The sequence below is a fragment of the Gilliamella sp. wkB178 genome (assembly GCF_001690705.1).
Taxonomy (GTDB): domain Bacteria; phylum Pseudomonadota; class Gammaproteobacteria; order Enterobacterales; family Orbaceae; genus Gilliamella; species Gilliamella apicola_K.
Map to the genome: position 1 here is coordinate 222,554 of NZ_LZGK01000013.1, position 20,716 is coordinate 243,269.

The 20,716-nt window shown below is 36.5% G+C and carries 19 protein-coding genes; 11 read left to right on the forward strand and 8 right to left on the reverse strand.

All coding sequences use genetic code 11. The annotated features are described in order from the left end of the window. The first annotated feature begins 167 nt into the window (after nt 1–167). From manD to A9G13_RS05275, 4 genes are all read left to right on the forward strand, one after another. Nucleotides 168–1,382, forward strand: a complete 1,215-nt coding sequence (manD, locus tag A9G13_RS05260; protein ID WP_065556559.1) for a D-mannonate dehydratase ManD — start codon at nt 168–170, stop codon at nt 1,380–1,382. A gap of 36 nt (nt 1,383–1,418) precedes the next feature. Then, nucleotides 1,419–2,753 carry an MFS transporter gene (locus A9G13_RS05265; protein WP_065556560.1) on the forward strand — a complete coding sequence of 445 codons (1,335 nt, stop codon included), beginning with the start codon at nt 1,419–1,421 and terminating at the stop codon, nt 2,751–2,753. A gap of 48 nt (nt 2,754–2,801) precedes the next feature. Next, a complete protein-coding gene (locus A9G13_RS05270; protein WP_065556561.1) occupies nt 2,802–4,283 on the forward strand; it encodes a mannitol dehydrogenase family protein in 1,482 nt (493 codons plus the stop codon). Nucleotides 4,284–4,469: 186 nt separating this feature from the next. Continuing rightward, a complete protein-coding gene (locus tag A9G13_RS05275; protein ID WP_065556562.1) occupies nt 4,470–5,153 on the forward strand; it encodes a GntR family transcriptional regulator in 684 nt (227 codons plus the stop codon). A 32-nt stretch (nt 5,154–5,185) separates the two neighbouring features. Here A9G13_RS05275 and A9G13_RS05280 read toward each other — a convergent pair whose 3' ends face one another. After that, nucleotides 5,186–5,779 carry a CHAP domain-containing protein gene (locus A9G13_RS05280; RefSeq protein ID WP_065556563.1) on the reverse strand — a complete coding sequence of 198 codons (594 nt, stop codon included), beginning with the start codon at nt 5,777–5,779 and terminating at the stop codon, nt 5,186–5,188. 142 nt (nt 5,780–5,921) lie between these two features. Between A9G13_RS05280 and yccX the strand changes: the two genes are divergently transcribed. The 5 genes from yccX (at nt 5,922) to A9G13_RS05305 (ending at nt 9,555) form a co-directional block, all read left to right on the forward strand. Then, nucleotides 5,922–6,200, forward strand: coding sequence for an acylphosphatase (gene yccX, locus A9G13_RS05285; protein WP_065556564.1), 279 nt, complete (start codon nt 5,922–5,924; stop codon nt 6,198–6,200). An 85-nt stretch (nt 6,201–6,285) separates the two neighbouring features. Beyond that, nucleotides 6,286–6,852: an LPS export ABC transporter periplasmic protein LptC gene (gene lptC / locus A9G13_RS05290; protein WP_065556565.1), complete on the forward strand. Its 567-nt coding sequence runs from the start codon at nt 6,286–6,288 to the stop codon at nt 6,850–6,852. 3 nt (nt 6,853–6,855) lie between these two features. Beyond that, nucleotides 6,856–7,413 carry a lipopolysaccharide transport periplasmic protein LptA gene (lptA, locus tag A9G13_RS05295; protein ID WP_065556566.1) on the forward strand — a complete coding sequence of 186 codons (558 nt, stop codon included), beginning with the start codon at nt 6,856–6,858 and terminating at the stop codon, nt 7,411–7,413. Between the two features lies 1 nt (nt 7,414). Further along, nucleotides 7,415–8,140 (forward strand): LPS export ABC transporter ATP-binding protein, encoded by a 726-nt coding sequence (lptB, locus tag A9G13_RS05300; RefSeq protein WP_065556567.1) that lies wholly within the window; start codon nt 7,415–7,417, stop codon nt 8,138–8,140. After that, nucleotides 8,140–9,555, forward strand: coding sequence for an RNA polymerase factor sigma-54 (locus A9G13_RS05305; protein WP_065557090.1), 1,416 nt, complete (start codon nt 8,140–8,142; stop codon nt 9,553–9,555). Before lptB ends, A9G13_RS05305 begins: the two co-directional genes overlap by 1 nt. Nucleotides 9,556–9,591: 36 nt before the next feature. On the opposite strand, the gene A9G13_RS05310 is transcribed toward A9G13_RS05305, so the two are convergent. The 5 genes from A9G13_RS05310 to leuA all read right to left on the reverse strand — a co-directional run bounded on the left by A9G13_RS05310 (nt 9,592) and on the right by leuA (nt 15,155). Next, nucleotides 9,592–10,356 (reverse strand): class I SAM-dependent methyltransferase, encoded by a 765-nt coding sequence (locus A9G13_RS05310; RefSeq protein ID WP_065556568.1) that lies wholly within the window; start codon nt 10,354–10,356, stop codon nt 9,592–9,594. Between the two features lie 45 nt (nt 10,357–10,401). Then, complete coding sequence (gene leuD / locus A9G13_RS05315) at nt 10,402–11,004, reverse strand: 3-isopropylmalate dehydratase small subunit (protein WP_065556569.1); 603 nt, start codon at nt 11,002–11,004, stop codon at nt 10,402–10,404. A gap of 11 nt (nt 11,005–11,015) precedes the next feature. Beyond that, nucleotides 11,016–12,416: a 3-isopropylmalate dehydratase large subunit gene (leuC, locus tag A9G13_RS05320; RefSeq protein WP_065556570.1), complete on the reverse strand. Its 1,401-nt coding sequence runs from the start codon at nt 12,414–12,416 to the stop codon at nt 11,016–11,018. A gap of 50 nt (nt 12,417–12,466) precedes the next feature. Beyond that, entirely contained in the window at nt 12,467–13,546 is a 1,080-nt protein-coding gene (gene leuB / locus A9G13_RS05325; RefSeq protein WP_065556571.1) for a 3-isopropylmalate dehydrogenase, read from the reverse strand. Nucleotides 13,547–13,607: 61 nt separating this feature from the next. Continuing rightward, nucleotides 13,608–15,155 (reverse strand): 2-isopropylmalate synthase, encoded by a 1,548-nt coding sequence (gene leuA / locus A9G13_RS05330; RefSeq protein ID WP_065556572.1) that lies wholly within the window; start codon nt 15,153–15,155, stop codon nt 13,608–13,610. Nucleotides 15,156–15,610: 455 nt separating this feature from the next. Here leuA and nfsB point away from each other — a divergent pair, with 455 nt between their 5' ends. Both nfsB and ettA read left to right on the forward strand, forming a co-directional pair. Then, complete coding sequence (gene nfsB, locus A9G13_RS05335; protein ID WP_065556573.1) at nt 15,611–16,255, forward strand: oxygen-insensitive NAD(P)H nitroreductase; 645 nt, start codon at nt 15,611–15,613, stop codon at nt 16,253–16,255. A 337-nt stretch (nt 16,256–16,592) separates the two neighbouring features. Beyond that, nucleotides 16,593–18,260 (forward strand): energy-dependent translational throttle protein EttA, encoded by a 1,668-nt coding sequence (gene ettA, locus A9G13_RS05340; protein WP_065556574.1) that lies wholly within the window; start codon nt 16,593–16,595, stop codon nt 18,258–18,260. A 59-nt stretch (nt 18,261–18,319) separates the two neighbouring features. Here ettA and A9G13_RS05345 read toward each other — a convergent pair whose 3' ends face one another. After that, on the reverse strand, nt 18,320–18,805 hold the full coding sequence (locus A9G13_RS05345; protein WP_065556575.1) for a hypothetical protein: 486 nt from the start codon (nt 18,803–18,805) through the stop codon (nt 18,320–18,322). Between the two features lie 274 nt (nt 18,806–19,079). After that, entirely contained in the window at nt 19,080–20,708 is a 1,629-nt protein-coding gene (locus tag A9G13_RS05350) for a DUF2813 domain-containing protein (RefSeq protein ID WP_065556576.1), read from the reverse strand. Between the last annotated feature and the right edge of the window lie 8 nt (nt 20,709–20,716).

A 20,716-nucleotide genomic window follows, 5' to 3' on the forward strand; every position in this document is an offset into this window, starting at 1 on the left:
ATCAATGTGATGCCTAGACTATCTTCTACCTAAAAGCAATGTACAACTGAAACATTATCACAAAATAGTTTTGTGATAATTGTCACAAAAACATACAGCTCTACTTGTATGGTAGTATTTTATATCTTATGTTTAGTATACAATGCAATATTGACAAGAGGTATTAAATGAAAATTGTAAAAGCAGAAGTTTTTGTATGTAGTCCGGGGAGGAACTTTGTTACATTAAAAATTACCACTGATGAAGGTGTTTATGGAGTGGGGGATGCTACTCTTAATGGTCGCGAATTATCCGTGGCATCTTATCTTAAAGATCATCTGTGTCCACAACTCGTTGGGCGCGATCCTCATCAAATCGAAGATATTTTTCAATATTTTTATAAAGGTGCTTATTGGCGTCGAGGTCCGGTTACCATGTCGGCAATTTCAGCAATTGATATGGCTCTTTGGGATATTAAAGGCAAACTTGCCAATATGCCACTATATCAATTACTAGGTGGTGCATCACGAACTGGTGTTATGGTGTATTGTCATACCACAGGTGCAAGCATTGATGAAGCTTTAGACGATTACGCCAAACATAAGGAAATGGGGTTTAAAGCTATTCGCGTGCAATGTGGTGTCCCGGGAATGAAGACAACTTATGGTCAAAGTAAAGGGAAAAATTTGGCTTATGAACCAGCAACGCGAGGTAATTATCCTGAAGAACAATTTTGGGCTACGGATAAATATCTCGATTTCACACCGAAATTGTTTGAAGCAGTACGGAATAAATTTGGTTTTAATGAACATCTACTCCATGACATGCATCACCGTTTAACCCCAATAGAAGCAGCTCGGTTTGGAAAAAGTATTGAAGATTATCGACTATTCTGGATGGAAGATCCAACTCCAGCTGAAAATCAAGAGTGTTTTCGCTTGATTCGTCAACATACGGTTACTCCAATAGCTGTTGGTGAAGTGTTCAATAGCATTTGGGACTGTAAACAACTCATCGAAGAACAACTTATTGACTACATCAGAACTACTATTACACATGCGGGTGGTATTACACATATGCGCCGTATTGCCGATTTTGCGGCACTTTATCAAGTAAGAACAGGTTCACATGGACCGTCCGATTTATCGCCAATATGTCATGCGGCAGCTCTACATTTTGACATGTGGGTACCAAACTTTGGTGTTCAGGAATTTATGGGTTATTCAGAGCAAATGCTTGAGGTCTTTTCGCCAAATTGGACATTTGAAGATGGTTATATGCATCCAAGTGATAAACCAGGATTAGGCATTGATTTCGACGAAAAACTAGCCGAAAAATATCCATACAATCCAGCTTACTTACCTATAGCCCGTTTAGAAGATGGTACTTTATGGAATTGGTAACTTTTTGTATAAATTAGATTAATTAAAGGAATGTATATGTTAACGTCAGAAGTTATTCAAGAAAAAGAAAAGCGTCAGGTAATAAAACGCGTAGCTGTTGCTTCATCAATTGGTACTGCCGCAGAATATTATGATTTTTTTGCGTATGGTACTGCAGCAGTATTATTTTTTGGTCAATTGTTCTTTCCTAGTGATGATCCATTTATTAGTACCCTTGCCGCTTTTGCCACTTACGCAGTTGGATTTTTTGCAAGACCAATTGGTGGTATTGTCTTTGGTCATATGGGGGATAAAGTAGGACGTAAAAAAGCACTGGTCATTACAATTTTAATTGTTGGATTAGGCACATTCGCAATAGGTTTATTACCGACGTATGATTCTATTGGATGGTGGGCACCATTTATTCTTATTTTAATTCGTGTATTACAAGGTTTTGGTGTCGGTGGAGAGCAAGCTGGAGCTGTACTTATGACAGCCGAATATTCACCACCTAAAAAACGTGGATTTTTTTCAAGTTGGGTTCAAATTGGCGCACCATTAGGCTTCTTGTTACCTTCGGCTCTATTTGCTTTATTATCTTCAATACTTTCTAGCGAACAAATGCTGAGTTTTGGTTGGAGAATACCATTTTTATTAAGTTTGCTTTTAGTCATAATAGGTCTTTTTATTCGTTTGCGCATTGATGAATCACCAGTATTTGAAGAAATTAGACAGACCAAAGCGGTTGAATCTTCAATGCCTTTGAAAGATGTCATGAAAAATTATCCAGGTATTGTGCTCAAAGGCGTTGGGGCAAAACTTATTGAAGCTTGCTCATTTGCAATGTTCACCGTTATAGTGCTAGCTTATGTCAATGTTAATAATTTAAATAAAAACTATGTTCTCGATGCAATAATCGTTGCAGTAGTCCTTGAGATTTTTGCAATTCCTCTTATGGGGGCATTATCAGATAAATGGGGAAGAAAAAAGGTTTATATTATCGGAGCGCTTATTCAAGTGATTTTTATTGTTCCGTTCTTCCTTATGATAAATACCCAAAATTATCTATTAATTCAAATTGCCATGATTGTGGTGTTGCCTTTTGGACATGCAATGTGTTATGCACCCCAAGCTTCATTTTTCCCTGAGTTATTCCCAACAGCAATTCGTTGTAGTGGTATTGCATTAATTTGGCAGGTTGGGTCTTTGATAGGTAGTGGTATTTTAGGACTCTGTGCGGTAAAAATATTACAAATGTATAATGGACACTATACTGGTTTAGCCCTTTATGTTGGAGTTCTAGGTATTTTGTCTGTTATTGGTATTGCATTGTTACCTGAAACAGCACCAAATAAAATTAAGAAAGAATATCAACAGTGGATTAGTAAGTAAAAATACTGTAAATTATTACTTTTAAAGTATATTAAATTGAGATTTAAAATGAAATTATCAAATAAAACCTTATCACAACTACCTAAAGGGGTAGTTGTACCCACCTATGATAGAAGCCATCTTAAAATCAAAATTGTCCATCTTGGTTTTGGGGCTTTTCATCGGGCTCATCAAGCTGTATTTGCTGATATTTTAGCTAGTGAACATAAGAGTGATTGGGGCTACTGTGAGGTTAACTTAATCGGTGGTGAAAAGCAAATTGAGGATCTGAAACAGCAAGATTTTTTATTTAGTGTTTGTGAAATGTCTTATGATGATTGGAGTACTCGAGTTGTTGGAGTTGCTAAAGAAGCTTTGCATGCGGATATTGATGGTATTGATAAAATATTAGCCGTAATGACTCGCCCAGAAATTGCGATTGTTTCTATGACAGTAACAGAAAAAGGCTATTGTTATTTACCTGCAACTGCATCAATAGACACAGATAATAAATTAATCAAACATGATATTGAAAACCCCACAAAACCAAAAACATTACCAGGCGTGATTGTTGAAGCATTGCGACTACGAAAGGAAAAAGGTTTAAAACCATTTACTGTTATGTCATGTGATAATATGCCAGAAAATGGTCATGTTACTCGCAACGTTGTGTTAGCATTAGCTAAACTGCGTGATGCTAATTTAGCAAATTGGATAGATCAAAATGTAACTTTCCCATCAACCATGGTAGATAGAATTGTACCAGCGGTAACCCCAGAAACCATGGACAAGATTCAAAAACAGTTGGGTGGAATAGAAGACCCAGCAGGTGTGGCTGGAGAACCATTTAAACAATGGGTAATAGAAGATAAATTTGTTAATGGTCGCCCAGAATGGCAAAAAGCTGGAGCTGAACTGGTTGACGATGTATTACCTTATGAAGAAATGAAACTACGCATGCTTAATGGTAGTCATTCATTTTTGGCTTATCTAGGCTATTTGGCTGGTTATTTGCATATTGATGAATGTATGCAAGATCCTAATTATGTTAAAGCTGCAAGACATTTAATGCTACAAGAACAAGCAACAACTTTACGAGTACAAGGTGTTGACTTACAAGCATATGCAGATTCATTAATAGAGCGCTATCGTAATACTGGTTTAAAACACCGAACTTGGCAAATTGCTATGGATGGTACCTTAAAATTACCGCAACGGATGTTAGATTCTATTCGTTTTCATCTAGCTAATAACACTCCATTTGATTGTTTAGCATTAGGTGTGGCCGGTTGGATGCGATATGTCAGTGGAACTGATGATGCATGCAAAGCCATTGAGGTAAGTGATCCATCAGCTGATAAGATAAAACAATTAGTTGCAACGAGTAAAGATAATGAAGATCGGGTTACAGCTTTACTGTCATTAACGCATGTTTTTGGTGAAGACTTACCTAAGAATCAATTTTTTATTGATAAAGTTACCAAAGCCTACCTCTCTTTGAGGGATTTAGGTGCAAAACAAACAGTGCAACAATTAGCAAAAAATTTCTAACACAACTAACATAATTAATAAAAATAAAGTGTAATAGCATAACCCGCTATTACACTTTTATTAAAGTTATTTTATTTAGTATAAAGGTTATTTTTAAATTTATGATTATTTACTAAAATACCTTTTCTTATCTTTAAAAATCACCTACTATTCTCATAAATTTAATTTGTTACAAAAGAATGTTCTATGTTTAAATCTATTGACTTAAATATTTCCGAACCCGTTAATCAACAAATCTATCGAACACTAAGAAAAGCAATTATCACTTGTCAAATATTGCCTGGTATAGTGTTGTCTGAAAAAGAAATTTCAGAACAATTTAGCGTATCCAGACAACCAGTGCGAGAGGCATTTATTAAGCTAGCAGAAGCTGGATTGGTGCAAATTCTGCCGCAACGAGGTACATTTATAACTAAAATCTCGGTAAAAAAAGTTATAGATGGGCAATTTATTCGTGAAGCTGTAGAATGTGCGATTATTAAACGTGTTGCGGTTGAAATCAATGATTCAGATATTCTTTTATTACAGAAAAACCTTGCCGAACAGAAAGAAGCAAATGAAAGAAAAGATATTCGTTATTTTCTTGAAAAAGATGACGAATTCCACCAAATTTTAATGAATGTGATAGATTGTCAAATGGCATGGGAAACAGTTGAAAATATTAAAGCGATGATGGATAGGGTAAGATTTCTTTCTCTAGAAGAAATTTCCCCGCCAGAAGATCTGGTAAAACAACATGAAAATATTTTTATAGCACTTCAAAATCATGATCCGGAACAAGCAGTACAAGCACAACATGAACATTTATCGACGATATTGGACACGATAAAGATTGTTGCACAACAAAAAACCGAATGGTTTGTTGATTAGATGGTTTATATCTTACGTAAGATTCTATAGAATCAACTTTTGCGTAAGTAACCTAAAATACGAAAACTGTCAATCTTCCATAAGCCGTTGTTGAAACTCAGCGTGTAGGTGGCACGACTACTTACATTAGGACCAGGATTTTGTTGCACAATTTCAATTTCGTTGTCACTCACCTTGCTGATAATGGCTACATGACCATATCTAGACCAACCAAGCACAATAATATCTTCTACTTGAGGTTTAGTTGGCGAACCATTGGTAAATTGCAGCAAATTTCGTTTAGGATTGATTTGCCCATCGGCAATTGATGAATCAAAATAATCTTTGGCATGACCGTAACTATCAGGCATTTTATGATTAAAACGCTCATAATAATAACGTTTAATAAATTCAACACATTGATATTTTTGACCTAAATTATAGCCTTCTGGGGTGACATTGCGACCACTGACATTACCCGTACTGCCATTATAGTACACATTAACGCCATTGAATTGATCAATAACTTTACCAATTTTATCTTTATCAACTAGCCAATCAGGGTAGATATATTGATAAAAGGCATAACAACCACAAAGAGACAGCACTAAAAATAATAATAAACTCTTTTTATATTTAAATAACATTTTTTCCCCATGATTTAAATGTACTCATTTAAATAAATTAAGCTAACATAGATTAAATAGTATTATTAATAGTTTAAAAGTAAATAGCAATATAACGTTATAAAAGCTAATTAAAAATGTATAAATGTTAGGTTGGTATAATATGATAAAACAAATTAAAATTCGTGTTAGTGGACGAGTTCAAGGTGTAGGATTTCGTTTTTTTACTCATCAACAAGCCCAAAAATTGAATTTAGTAGGCTATGTTAAGAATTTAGATAATGGTGATGTCGAAATTGTTGCTCAAGGTGATAGTGTACAAATATCCAAGTTGATCCAATGGCTTGAGCAAGGAGGACCTGTTTCGGCACGTATAAGCAATATCAATATTGATCAGTCATCTGTACAAATGGATTTAACTTCTTTCAATGTCAGATATTAATTTTATAAAAAATACAGTAAAATATTATGTGCTACTGGTCTGTCTATATTAAGGTTTTACCATACTGGTGTGATTAACTTATGCTATGAATAAAAAAAATTTAATCTGTATCTTGCTGCTTGTTGTTGCTATTGGAGTTTATTATAGCTATCGACAAGCTGATAATGATCTTACAATGCAACCCACTGCAAATTTATCTGATAGTCCAGTTTATCAAAGCGATGATATGATAACTAATGTCTATGATTTGTCAGGTGAAATTTTATACAAGATTGAATCCAATAATGTTAGACATTTTGATGACTCTAATAATACAGAGTTTGATTTACCTAACTTTACCTTTTATGATAAAGAAAATTCAGCAACATGGCATATTCAAGCAAAAAGAGCAACATTAACTGATAATAAAATTATCTACCTTTACCAAGATGTGCAATTAGATAATTTGACACCTAATGCCCAATTACAACAAGTTAAAACAGATAATGCGGTGGTTGACTTAACTACCCAATATGTCACATCGAAAGATCCAGTTATAATTAAAGGTACCGGATTTTATTCAACCGGAGTGGGTTTAGCGAGTGATATGCGGGCAAAAACTGCGAATATACTTGAAAATATCAAAACATATTATAATACAGAGGCTAAATAAAACATGAATTTACTAAAGCAGGTTTTTCCCCCATTAATTTTATTATTATCTATATCGTTTGCTTGTGCTGCAGATGAAACCATCGCTGAACCAGTAACCCAACAAATAAAATCGTCAAATACATTAGTTAATGATAAACCTATTACAGTCGATGCAGATAATCAACAAATTGATATTGATAAAAATATTATTACTTTTACTGGCAATGTGCATATTGTACAAGAAGGCTTAACCATTAATGCGGATAAAGTAGTGATTACCGAAATTCAAGATTCGGCTAAGCAAAAAATCACCGCCTATGGGCAACCAGTTAATTTTAAGCAAATATTACCAGAAAAAAACAAAGTGGTTACCGGTCATTCATTACAAGTTATTTATAATGTGAAACAAAATAATGTTATTTTACTTGGGAAAGCAGAGTTATTTCAGCAAGATAACCACATTAGTAGTGAACAAATAACCTATGATGTAAATAAACAACAAATTGTGGCACAACCAGGCAAAAATGGACGTGTAAAAAGTACTATCATCCCAAGTCAAGTTAAAGAGATGAACAAATAATATGTCAATATTAAAAGCGGAAAATTTAGCCAAAGTATATAAAAAACGCCGAGTGGTTGAAGATGTTAGTTTGACTGTCAATTCCGGTGAAATTGTTGGTTTATTAGGTCCTAATGGTGCCGGTAAAACTACAACTTTTTATATGGTGGTGGGTATTGTTACCCTAAATGCCGGGAAAATATATCTGGATGATCATGATATTAGTATTTTACCATTACATGAGCGGGCTAAAAAAGGTATTGGGTATTTACCCCAAGAAGCCTCTATTTTCAGGAAACTCTCAGTCATTGATAATATTATGGCCATCCTTGAAACACGCAATGATATTGATAAAAATGAAAAGCTCGATCGGGCTGAAGAGTTACTTGAAGAGTTCCACATTACCCACATCCGTGACAATATTGGTCAATCTTTATCTGGTGGTGAAAGGCGTAGAGTTGAAATTGCTCGCGCATTAGCGGCTAACCCTAAATTTATTTTACTGGATGAACCGTTTGCAGGTGTTGACCCGATTTCAGTTATTGATATTAAAAATATTATTAAACATCTGCGAGATCGTGGATTAGGTGTATTAATTACTGACCATAATGTGCGGGAAACATTAGATGTTTGTGAACGAGCTTATATTGTTAATAAAGGTCACTTGATTGCAGAAGGCACACCAAATAGTATCTTAAGTAACGAGTATGTAAAACGCGTATACCTAGGAAATGAATTCAGACTATGATAAAACCAAGTTTACAACTGAATGTTTCTCAACAACTATCGATGACGCCACAATTACAGCAGGCGATTCGATTGTTACAGTTGTCAACGATGGAATTGCAACAAGAAATTCAAACTGCGCTCGAAGATAACCCATTACTTGAAGTTGCTGAACAATATGATGAAATTAATGTTGAGCAAAATGAAGTTAATGAAACTGTGGATACGCGTGAAGCCTTAGATAGTCAAGAAATCCCGGATGATATCCCATTAGATGCCTCTTTAGATGATATTTATACCGCCGGCACACCATCCGGAACTAATTCGGATTATCGCAATGATGAATTACCTATTTATCAAGGCGAAACTCATGAAACTTTATTTGATTATTTAAAATGGCAACTTGATTTAACGCCATTTAGTGATACGGATAGAGCTATTGCAATTTCGATTATCCAAGCAATTGATGAGCGGGGTTATTTAACGGTTTCTACTGAAGAAATACTTGAAGAACAGGGTAATGACGAAATTGAATTAGAGGAAGTTGAAACCGTTTTAAAACGGATTTGGCATTTTGATCCAATTGGTGTTGGTGCCAGAACCTTACAAGAGTGTTTATCTATTCAGATTCAGCATTTAAATCCCCCCGCATTAGTTAAACAAATTATTGATAACTACTTAGATTTATTAGCTAATCGTGATTACAGAACATTAAAAAAATTATTAAATACCAATGACGAACAGCTTAAGGAATCGATTGATTTTATCCAAAATTTGCAACCTTATCCGGGTGATTCAGTCAATACCACGCCTCCTGATTATGTTATTCCCGATGTATTAGTGAAAAAGAAAGAGGGTAAATGGGTGGTTGAATTAAATAGTGATACCGTGCCCAATTTACGTATTAATCAGCAATATGCTGCTATGGAAAAGTTAGCCAATGAAAGTGATGGTCAATATATTCGTTCACATTTACAGGATGCGAATTGGTTTATTAAGAGTATTGAAAATCGCAATGAAACCTTACTTAAGGTGAGCCAATTTATTGTTGAACATCAGCAAGACTTTTTTGAATATGGCACTGAACAGATGAAACCCATGATCCTGTCTGATGTGGCTAGTGCAATTGAAATGCATGAATCAACCATTTCCAGAGTAACTACGCAAAAATATTTACAATGCCCTAGTGGCATATTTGAACTAAAATTCTTCTTTTCTAGCCATGTTAATACTGATTCTGGTGGCGAAGCCTCATCTACTGCTATTCGGGCTTTAATTAAAAAATACATTGCAGCCGAAGATAGCAAAAAACCATTAAGCGATAGTAAACTTGTATCGATGCTTGAAGATCAAGGCATTATAATTGCCCGTCGAACCGTTGCTAAATATCGGGAAGCATTAGCCATACCACCGTCTAATCAACGCAAACAGTTATAATTGGCTAATGTAATTGTTAAGTTGTAATAAATATGATCAAACGACTTTTCGGGTTTCAATAATCATCATATCAGTAGTAAAAGAACCATCTGGCTGTAATTCAAAATAGGTTTTAGTATCTTTTGCGGCTGTTAGTTGATACGCCTTAATCGCTTCGATTAAAACATCAGGTGTTCGCATGCGTTTAACCCAAGTATCAAAAGAGAGGGTTAACCGATGACGTTCAAGATTATCGATAGTAAAACCTGCTTCGCTTAAAAATGTCAACCATTCTCCTGGAGTATAATCACACACATGTGAAGTATCTCTTAATGCTTCAACAGTTTGTAACCAAATATCTAAAACGGGATACCCTGGCGAAACCACATCCATAATAATCAATTTACCGTTTGTTTTGCAGACTCGATGCAGTTCCCGTAGACTTTTGCCAACATCATGCCAATGATGAGCAGAATAACGGCTAGCAATAATATCAAATTGATTATCAGCAAAAGGCTGCTGTTCAGCATAACCCTGCCGAGTGTTAATATTTAGTAACCCGCGTTCTTGGGCTGTTTTGGCAACGACTGACAACATTTCATCAGCAAGATCATAGGCGGTGACACTTTTAACATGGTTAGCAGCAATAAAACTAACGTGTCCAGCACCACACCCCATATCCAATAACTCAGCATTAGGATAATGCGTGAGTAATTTGGATAAGTATTCCAGATCGGGGCCTTGTGCGTGGACTTTACTGGTTAAATAAGCATTAGCTTGTTCACCAAATTGCTGTTTAACATTATCGTGATGTGTGGTCATTAATATATCCTGTGGTTGGGTGCAGTTAAGCACCCTAAGTTAAGATTAGGCTAAAAACTTGGGAATTTTCTGTTCAAAAGCACTAATGGCATCTTCATGCTGTAAGGTTAACCCAATATTATCTAAACCATTCAATAAACAATGACGTTTGAACGAATCAATTTTAAATGAATATTGCTTATCTCCAGCAATAACGACTTCATTCTCTAGATCGATAGTAAATTCGATACCTTCATTCGCTTCAACAATTTTAAAAAGTTCATCCACATCTTCTTCAGATAAGTTAACTAATAGCAATTGATTATTGAAAGAATTATTATAAAAAATATCGGCGAAGCTGGAACCAATAATGGTTTTAAAACCATAATCAGTTAAAGCCCAAGGTGCATGTTCACGTGATGAACCACAACCAAAATTTTCACGCGCTAATAAAATGCTGGCACCTTTATAGCGTGGTTTATTTAAAACAAATTCAGGATTCGGTTTTTCACCTGCATCATCCAGAAAACGCCATTCATGAAACGCATGCTTACCAAAACCAGTACGTGTGACTTTTTGCAAAAATTGCTTAGGAATAATGGCATCGGTATCAACATTAGCCGCATCTAAAGGAACAACTAATCCGGTGTGTTTTGTAAATTTAGCCATGACTTGCCTCCTTAAAATGGTTTGCGAATATCAGTAAAATGACCAGTAATAGCAGCCGCGGCAGCCATGGCTGGACTTACTAAATGGGTTCTGGCATCACGACCTTGTCGGCCTTCAAAATTTCGGTTACTGGTTGATGCACAGCGATCGCCTGGTGCCAATTTATCATCATTCATAGCCAAACACATAGAGCAGCCCGGCAATCGCCATTCAAAACCTGCATCAGTAAAAATTTTATCTAAACCTTCCGCTTCAGCTTGTAATCTTACGGGTCCTGAACCCGGAACCACTAATGCTTGTACACCTTCGGCTACTTTACGCCCTTTAGCTACTCTAGCCGCAGCGCGTAAATCTTCAATCCTTGAGTTAGTACAAGAACCTATAAATACCTTATTGATTTTAATATCAGTCATTTTGGTACCAGCACTCAACCCCATATAAGTTAATGCACGTTCGGCAGAATGTTGTTGAATTATATCAGTAAAATCATTAGGATTTGGTACAGCAGAATCAATTGCAGTTACTTGCCCTGGATTGGTACCCCAAGTTACTTGTGGGGCAATATCTTTACCTTGCAAAGTAACTACTGCATCAAAATGCGCTCCTTCATCAGTTTTCAAAGTCTTCCAGTAGGCTACTGCATCTTCAAAATCTTTACCTTTTGGTGAAAATTGACGATCTTTTAAATATTCGAAGGTGACTTCGTCAGGTGCAATGATACCCGCTTTAGCTCCCATTTCGATTGCCATATTGCATAGGGTCATTCGACCTTCCATTGATAATGAACGAATTGCCTCACCACAAAATTCAACCACATATCCAGTACCACCAGCACTGGTCGTTTTGCCGATAATGGCCAAAATAATATCTTTAGCAGTAATGCCGTCAGCTACTTGTCCTATGACTTCAATTTTCATGGTTTTGGCTCGGCCTTGTTTCAAAGTTTGGGTTGCAAGTACATGTTCAACTTCAGAAGTACCAATACCGAACGCTAAAGCACCAAAAGCACCATGGGTGGCGGTATGTGAATCACCGCAGACAATAGTCATACCGGGTAAAGTCATACCTTGTTCCGGACCAACTACATGGACAATCCCCCGTAAAGGGCTTTGTAAACCATATAATGACACTCCAAATTCTTTCGCATTTTTAGCAAGTTCGGTTAATTGAATACGTGCCATTTCGCTACAAGCGCTCAATTCATTACTTTTAGTTGACGTATTATGATCCATCGTTGCAAATGTTTTATGCGGTTGACGCACTTTGCGGTTCATCGCCCGCAAGCCATCAAACGCTTGTGGCGAAGTGACTTCATGAACTAAATGGCGATCAATATATAAAATGGGCGTTTCGTTAGGTGCTTCATAAACGACATGCGCATCATATAATTTTTGATACAGTGTTTTTGACATTGCAGGTTCCTTTCTATTTTTTTACTAAATGACCAAGACTATCAACATTACTAAATTAATTTACAAATAATATCGCCCATTTCATTAGTGGAAATTGATTTCCCATTTTGGGCAAGATCGATAGTACGATAACCTTTTTCTAACGCTTTATTTACAGCTGTTTCAATTGAAGAGGCAATATCATCGCGTTTTAGACTATAACGTACTAATAAAGCTAATGACAAAATCTGTGCGGCAGGGTTAGCTATATTTTTACCGGCAATATCAGGTGCACTACCACCAGCAGGCTCATATAAACCAAATCCTTGTTCATTTAAACTAGCCGATGGCAGCATACCCATTGAACCAGTAATCATGGCACATTCATCAGATAGAATATCACCAAATAAGTTGGAACATAAAACGACATCGAATTGCGAAGGATCTTTCACGAGTTGCATGGTGGCGTTATCGATATACATGTGCTCAAGAGTAACATCTGGATAGCTTTTAGCGATTTCAGTGACTACTTCGCGCCATAATATTGAAGTTTGTAACACGTTAGCCTTATCAACTGAAGTGACTTTTTTGCGACGCAACCGCGCGGCTTCAAATCCCATTTTAGCAATACGTTCGATTTCAAAACGGTAATACACTTCAGTATCAAAAGCACGTTCTTGAGCTCCACTACCTTCACGGCCTTTAGGTAAACCAAAATAAATGCCACCGGTTAATTCTCGCATACACAAAATGTCAAACCCGCGTATGGCAATATCGGCCCGTAATGGGCACAGCTCTTCTAAACCTTGATATAAGCGAGCAGGGCGCAGATTAGCAAACAATTTAAAGTGTTTGCGTAATGGTAACAATGCGCCACGTTCGGGTTGTTGATCGGGCGGTAAATTGGTCCATTTAGGACCACCGACCGAGCCAAATAAAATAGCATCGGCTTTCTCGCAACCTTCCAATGTTTCTTTTGGTAACGGGCAACCATGAATATCAATAGCCGCGCCGCCAACATCATATTCACTGGTGGTGATAGCAAGATTATATTTTTGGCGGATAACTTCCAGTACTTTATAGGCTTGTTTCATCACCTCAGGACCGATGCCATCACCGGGAAGTACTGCAATATGGTAATTTTGTGACATATTCATTCCTTAACAATTTAAACTATTTTGAGTATTGTATTATTAAATTAATGCAATGCTATTATTCATGATGTAATTTTTGCTTTTCTTGAGAGACCAAATTCGCTCTATACACATTATTTAAGACATTAATCAAAGCCAGAGCCGATGAGTGGACAATATCCGTGGCTAAGCCAACGCCATGGAATTTCCGGCCTTTATATTCAGCAACAATATCCACTTGCCCTAAAGCATTTTCACCTTGCCCTTTAGCCGCTAATTGATATTTTATAATGGCGATCGGTTCTCCAGTAATGCGATTTATAGCTTGATAAACGGCATCAACTGGTCCGTTGCCGGTTGCGGCATCGGAAAATTTTTTATCGCCAATTAACAAGCTCACTGAGGCGGTTGATACCACAGTTGATCCTGATTGCACATTGAAATAATCTAAAACATAGTGATCTTTTTCATCTTTTAATTGATTGATAAAAATTAACGCTTCTAAATCATAATCAAAGATTTGTCCTTTTTTATCAGCTAATTCTAGAAAAGCTTCATACAATTGATCTAAATTATAATCATTGTCGTGATAACCTAACTCTTCTAAACGGTGTTTAACCGCCGCTCGCCCGGAACGTGAAGTTAAATTTAATTGAATTTGATTTAAGCCAATTGATTCTGGCGTCATGATTTCGTATGTTTCGCGGTTTTTTAATACTCCATCTTGGTGAATACCCGATGAGTGAGCAAAGGCATTACTACCAATAACCGCTTTATTAGCTGGAATGGGCATATTGGTAATTTGGCTAACAATTTGGCTGGTACGATAAATTTCTTGATGATTAATATTGGTGTGGACATTTAAAATATTTTGGCGGACTTTGATGGCCATGATCACTTCTTCTAAAGCGGTATTACCTGCGCGTTCACCTAATCCGTTCATTGCGCCTTCAACTTGCCTTGCGCCTTCTTGGATGGCACTAATTGAATTTGCTACCGACATCCCTAAATCATCATGGCAATGTACCGAAATAATGGCTTTATCAATATTTGGCACTCGTTCAAATAAAGTACGGATAATGCCACCAAATTGATAAGGAACGGTATAGCCGACAGTATCAGGAATATTGATTGTGGTAGCACCTGCTTTGATTGCGGCTTCTACTATTTGGCATAAATGATCGATTGGGGTTCGACCGGCATCCTCGCAAGAGAATTCAACATCATCCGTATAATTACGCGCCCGTTTAACACAATGAATCGCTCTTTCAACTACATCCTCAAATGTCATTTTTAATTTATCTTTAACATGTAAGTTAGACGTGGCCATAAAAGTATGGATACGGAATTGATCGGCAACCTTTAATGCTTCAGCGGCAACATCGATATCTTTATCGATGCAACGGGATAGTGCACACACACGACTAGCTTTTATAGTTTTGGCAATGGTTTGCACTGACTCAAAATCACCGGGAGAAGAAATTGGAAAACCGACTTCCATAACATCAACGCGCATTCTTTCTAACGCTAAAGCTATTTGTAACTTTTCTTTGACACTCAAACTTGCCTGTAATGCCTGTTCACCATCACGTAATGTGGTATCAAAAATTATGACTTGATCGCTCATTGTTATTCCTTTTTATATTGGCGCCGCGGTATTTCATGCTATAAAAACAAAAAACCCGCACTTTAGCGCGGGTTCTTGTTAATTTGTCGAGTTGTTTTATAAACTATCACTTTACTCCACATACAAGCTATCCGCGCAAAACGATGCGAGGAGGAGGCTGAGGCGGAGAGTAAATAATTTAATCAACATGAAATTCTCGGATTCGAATAATTTTAAAACAATTTGATGATATTTTTACCAAATGATATTAGTTGTGTCAATGATTATTTATTAATAGTAATAATATATTGAAAATTATAACACTATAAAAGGAAATGTAATTTATTGTATGTTTTATTTACAATAAACTTAATTTGATTGTGGTTTATTATTCAAGGAATATATATTGCAATAATAAGTTGAGTCATGCATTTTTCGAATTATAATAAAGTTCCACTATTAACGGAGGCATAATCATGAATATTGTTGAAATTTCACAAAAACGTTATACCACCAAGCATTATGATAAAACCAAAAAAATTCCAGCCGATAAAATCGAACAACTGTTAACGGTATTAAGAAATAGTCCCTCATCTGTTAATTCACAGCCTTGGCATTTTTATGTGATTGATAATGATACCGCCAAAAATAAAATTTTACCTGCTATTCTTGATTTTAATCACCCTCGTGTTACAGATTCATCGCATACAATCGTCTTTTGTGTTAAAACCCCTTTAGATGATGCCCATTTAGTTAATCTCCTTAATCAGGAAGATAAAGATGGTCGCTTACCTTCGGCAGATCTTAAAAAAGCCCAAGATGAAGGTAGACGTCATTTTGTCAAGCTCAATAGTTCAACGCCTGAAGCGCAACTTTGTTGGGAAAGTAAGCAAGCCTACATTGCATTAGGGCAATTATTGTTTGCCGCCGAGGCAATCGGTGTTGATTCTACTGCGGTTGAAGGATATGACTCAGCTAAAATGGATGAGATTTTAGGCCTTAAACAAAAAGGGCTAAAAAGTATTGTGGTAGCGACATTAGGTTATCGAGCTGAAAATGATGGTAATGCTCACCGACCAAAATCACGTCTTCCTAAAGAACAGATTTTTACCTTTTTATAATATGACTTAACTTTGGTTAGCAATTAACTATGTAACTGGAAATAACAATATAGGTTACCCATAAATATCTAATTGCTAACTGTTTTATTTAGTTTTACATGTCATATTGTTGTAAATAAATAAGTTAATTGTTTTATGTATAAATAATTTTATTGTATGCCATTAAAATGATTAGCTTATTTATTTTATAGCACAATGCTTACTTATTTTTTACGGTAATATTCTTACAAATAACCCTAGACCCATCTCTCAGAATCGTTACAATATAGCCCATCAATAAATATAGCAAATCATTACTGCTTTGCTATTGGTTAACAAAAAAACGAGTAAGGTTTTTATGGCGCAATATGTTTATACCATGAATAGAGTTGGGAAGATTGTTCCTCCTAAACGCTATATTTTAAAAGATATTTCTTTGAGTTTTTTCCCCGGTGCCAAAATTGGGGTGCTGGGTTTAAATGGTGCAGGTAAATCCACATTACTACGCATAATGGCTGGCGTAGATACTGAGATTGAGGGTGAAGCTCGACCTCAGCCTGATATTAAAATTGGTTATTTACCTCAAGAACCAAAACTTGATCCTAAACAGACTGTGCGGGAAGCGGTTGAACAAGCGGTAGGTGATGCCAAACAAGCACTTGCGCGTTTAGATGAGGTTTATGCTGCTTATGCCGATCCTGATGCTGATTTTGATAAGTTAGCCAAAGAGCAAGCTGAACTTGAAGCCATTATTCAAGCGCAAGATGCTCATAACTTAGACAATCAACTGGAACGGGCCGCGGATGCATTACGGTTACCAGATTGGGATGCCAAAATTGAAACACTCTCTGGTGGTGAACGCCGCCGTGTGGCAATTTGTCAATTATTGCTTGAAAAACCGGATATGTTATTAATCGACGAACCGACCAACCATTTAGATGCCGAATCGGTAGCATGGTTGGAACGTTTTTTACATGATTATGAAGGTACCGTTGTCGCCGTAACCCATGACCGCTACTTTTTAGATAATGTTGCGGGTTGGATTTTAGAACTCGATCGTGGTGAAGGTATTCCTTGGGAAGGTAACTATTCATCTTGGTTAGAGCAAAAAGATCAGCGTTTAGCACAAGAAGCAGCAACCGAATCTGCTCGGCGTAAATCGATCGAGAAAGAACTCGAATGGGTACGTCAAAATCCAAAAGGTCGCCAAGCAAAAAGCAAAGCTCGTTTAGCGCGTTTTGAAGAGTTAAATAGCAACGATTACCAAAAACGTAATGAAACTAACGAATTGTTTATTCCACCTGGGCAACGTTTGGGTGATAAAGTGATTGAAGTGAGTAACCTCACTAAATCCTATGGTGATCGGGTACTAATTGACGATCTTTCGTTTAGTATTCCCAAAGGCGCGATTGTTGGGATTATTGGTCCCAATGGTGCCGGTAAATCGACCTTATTTAGAATGTTATCCGGTAAAGAGCAACCCGATTCAGGCACGATTACATTAGGTGACACCGTTCAATTAGCGTCAGTTGACCAGTTCCGTGACAGTATGGATGATAGCAAGACTGTTTGGGACGAAATCTCCAATGGTCAAGATATTATGCGTATCGGTAATTTTGAAATCCCTAGCCGAGCTTATGTTGGACGCTTTAACTTTAAAGGTGTCGATCAACAAAAACGTGTGGGTGAACTGTCTGGCGGTGAACGTGGGCGGGTGCATTTAGCTAAATTATTACAAGTTGGTGGCAACGTATTGTTACTCGACGAACCGACCAATGATTTAGATGTTGAAACCCTACGGGCACTGGAAAACGCCTTGTTAGAGTTCCCGGGCTGTGCGTTAGTGATTTCACATGACCGCTGGTTCCTTGACCGTATAGCGACTCATATTTTAGATTACCAAGATGAAGGGCATGTTGAATTCTTTGAAGGTAATTTCACCGAATATGAAGAATGGAAAAAACGTACGCTTGGTGCCGAAGCCTTAGAGCCAAAACGCGCTAAATATAAAAGAATTACCAAATAGTTCTATTGAACAATTACCGCCGATATCATTCGGCGGATACCATTTTGTGCTTTTATTTTTTAATCAGTTTTAATCTTTGTACAATATTCCTCAAATTTAACTTTATTATTACTTCTTTCTTGCTCTAATTCTGTAAAATCACCGTAGATTTTTGAAATAACTTCTGTTAACTTGTATTCATTTTCGGAAATATAATCTAGTTTACTTTCGATTGAAGTTACGAAGTTATTATCTACAACAATATTTTTAAGATTATGAATTGCTCGGTATGTTGGTTCTGATTCCCACAGTTCTATAACTGCTGATGGCCTCGGAGTATTATTTAATCTACTTTTAATAATTACGCCATCATATATTTTGTAAACGACAATTAGTTTCTTGCTTTCAGGTTCACCGTAATCCTGAAAAGCGCCGTTTTTCCAGTTAGCAACTTGTTGAGTCAAATCACATTTCCAATTCCCAACCAGCATTTCTTCTGTATTTTTTTTCTCGCCGCAACCATATAAAGCAAGGCTAAATAAGCAAATTAAAATAATCTTCCTCATACATTCCCTTATAAGTAATTTAGATTAATGGTATAAAATTTATTAAAACAGAACAATAAAAAAACCACCAAGACAAATTGCGTAATAAATTTAAGTCAATTATTCTTTAATTGGAGCATTCTTTTTCTAACCTTGCGTAAGCTTTTTTGTGTCCTGTTATAGGAAAGTTACTATCTCTTTTCGATTCAGATCCGATTGTAATGATAAGTTTATTAGCATTGTTGAATTTTTTATTAATTTAATTGCTTTACTATCACTCATAGACACGCTTTCATTAATACAAATCTTTGGAGATTTTAACAATTTTAGCAAAAGTGTCGGTCAGTAAACGCGGAATCGCGTTTATGCCTCGTGATTTAGCATCGTCACATACCGCAATCGCCAAATCTGGTTTTGAACTTTTGTGAATAGCTTTTTGAATAATTTTAGGTACTGACATATCAATATGCTGCACAGTATTATAGGCCACTAATTTATATACATGACTAAATCCATGTTTAAATAAAAAGTTTTCAATGTCACGAGCAGGTAATACGGTTAAGTAATTATCAGGATTATCATTTTCTGGGCAAAGTGCTTGCACGGTTTCGGCATATTTTTTGCCAGCCATATCACCATCGGTGATCACATACCAATGAATACCCATCTTATTAGCGTATTTTATCAGCGGTTTTAAACCACATTGGGCAAACTCGAGTAGTTGCACACCTTCAGAACTTAAGTGGTAACCACTTTGCTCGGCCAGCTCGCGCAGTAGCCATACTTCTGTTTCGCCTTCAACCAATAGCCAACAACGAGCAAACAGCGCTAGTGGTCGACGATAAAGTACATGGAACAAAATACGTCGGCTATCACCAGTACTGAGTGAGTGTGGGGCAATATATTTGGCCACGATTTGATCCTGCAATCGAATTAAACGATAAATACTGTCTAATGGGAATAGGGAGACGAGATCACTCGAATTGGAAGTAATAATTTTTTGGGTTGGGAAATGCTTAAGCAAACGAAAACCGACCGATAAGATAATCGGGTGCAACTGGCTTTCAGGTTCTTCTAAAATTAAAATTGGTACTGAACTATGTGATAATGGATTATCACCTTTGGCACTAACAATCGAGCCAAAAATGCCTAACAAAGCTGTGCGTAAATAATCATTATCGAGTTTATCGAGGACATTATTAATCCTTTCTAAGGAATCCCAGTCCTCACTGCGAGGACTATTTTTTTTGGCAATTTGTTTGTAGTGAAAGCGATGTTCATGATCAACAAAATAGTATTCCAATAATGCACGCGCGGCTTGTAAACCCCGATGTAATTCATCTTGGCTTAACTGAGCCGAACCTTCTTTTAATTGATTGGAAAGTTGTTCAATATAGTATTCGGATAAGGGTTGATTGGTATTGGGTATATTTTCAGGATTTATCGAATTTTTAAGCGTCATTACCGGATTAAGGTTGATTAAATTGGCAATTAACAATTTATGATTTTCAATGGCACAAGCGTTACCAATATCATCGACTAACTGATGTTCAGTAATAATCTTCCCGTTCTGGTTTGCAGCTGTAATTTGATAACTAATTCGGCGTAATTTATCAGCCCCAAGCGGATACGCTACGGCTAATAATGGTTGATACGCTTGGTTACTGAGCTCATTGGGGTTAGCTTCACAATAAGTGATTTTAATGCTGATTTTATTGCCATAATTTTGGAACTGGTCATGATAAAAATCGGTTTCAACAAATTGATAAAATTTATTATCCAGCGATAACAGTTTTAAGGCACTGATTAAACTTGAACGCCCCCAACGATTTTCACCAATAAGTACACTAGCTTTAGCATTAAGTTGTAATGATAATTGGTTGATACCTCTAAAGCCTATAATCTCTATTCGTTCAATAAACATGGCATTTC

What these genes read in the sequence shown, in the direction of transcription:
- manD (WP_065556559.1), top strand. Translation starts at nt 168, where the DNA reads ATGAAAATTGTAAAAGCAGAAGTTTTTGTATGTAGTCCGGGGAGGAAC.
- A9G13_RS05265 (WP_065556560.1), top strand. Translation starts at nt 1,419, where the DNA reads ATGTTAACGTCAGAAGTTATTCAAGAAAAAGAAAAGCGTCAGGTAATA.
- A9G13_RS05270 (WP_065556561.1), top strand. Translation starts at nt 2,802, where the DNA reads ATGAAATTATCAAATAAAACCTTATCACAACTACCTAAAGGGGTAGTT.
- A9G13_RS05275 (WP_065556562.1), top strand. Translation starts at nt 4,470, where the DNA reads ATGTTTAAATCTATTGACTTAAATATTTCCGAACCCGTTAATCAACAA.
- A9G13_RS05280 (WP_065556563.1), bottom strand. Translation starts at nt 5,779, where the DNA reads ATGTTATTTAAATATAAAAAGAGTTTATTATTATTTTTAGTGCTGTCT.
- yccX (WP_065556564.1), top strand. Translation starts at nt 5,922, where the DNA reads ATGATAAAACAAATTAAAATTCGTGTTAGTGGACGAGTTCAAGGTGTA.
- lptC (WP_065556565.1), top strand. Translation starts at nt 6,286, where the DNA reads ATGAATAAAAAAAATTTAATCTGTATCTTGCTGCTTGTTGTTGCTATT.
- lptA (WP_065556566.1), top strand. Translation starts at nt 6,856, where the DNA reads ATGAATTTACTAAAGCAGGTTTTTCCCCCATTAATTTTATTATTATCT.
- lptB (WP_065556567.1), top strand. Translation starts at nt 7,415, where the DNA reads ATGTCAATATTAAAAGCGGAAAATTTAGCCAAAGTATATAAAAAACGC.
- A9G13_RS05310 (WP_065556568.1), bottom strand. Translation starts at nt 10,356, where the DNA reads ATGACCACACATCACGATAATGTTAAACAGCAATTTGGTGAACAAGCT.
- leuD (WP_065556569.1), bottom strand. Translation starts at nt 11,004, where the DNA reads ATGGCTAAATTTACAAAACACACCGGATTAGTTGTTCCTTTAGATGCG.
- leuC (WP_065556570.1), bottom strand. Translation starts at nt 12,416, where the DNA reads ATGTCAAAAACACTGTATCAAAAATTATATGATGCGCATGTCGTTTAT.
- leuB (WP_065556571.1), bottom strand. Translation starts at nt 13,546, where the DNA reads ATGTCACAAAATTACCATATTGCAGTACTTCCCGGTGATGGCATCGGT.
- leuA (WP_065556572.1), bottom strand. Translation starts at nt 15,155, where the DNA reads ATGAGCGATCAAGTCATAATTTTTGATACCACATTACGTGATGGTGAA.
- nfsB (WP_065556573.1), top strand. Translation starts at nt 15,611, where the DNA reads ATGAATATTGTTGAAATTTCACAAAAACGTTATACCACCAAGCATTAT.
- ettA (WP_065556574.1), top strand. Translation starts at nt 16,593, where the DNA reads ATGGCGCAATATGTTTATACCATGAATAGAGTTGGGAAGATTGTTCCT.
- A9G13_RS05345 (WP_065556575.1), bottom strand. Translation starts at nt 18,805, where the DNA reads ATGAGGAAGATTATTTTAATTTGCTTATTTAGCCTTGCTTTATATGGT.
- A9G13_RS05350 (WP_065556576.1), bottom strand. Translation starts at nt 20,708, where the DNA reads ATGTTTATTGAACGAATAGAGATTATAGGCTTTAGAGGTATCAACCAA.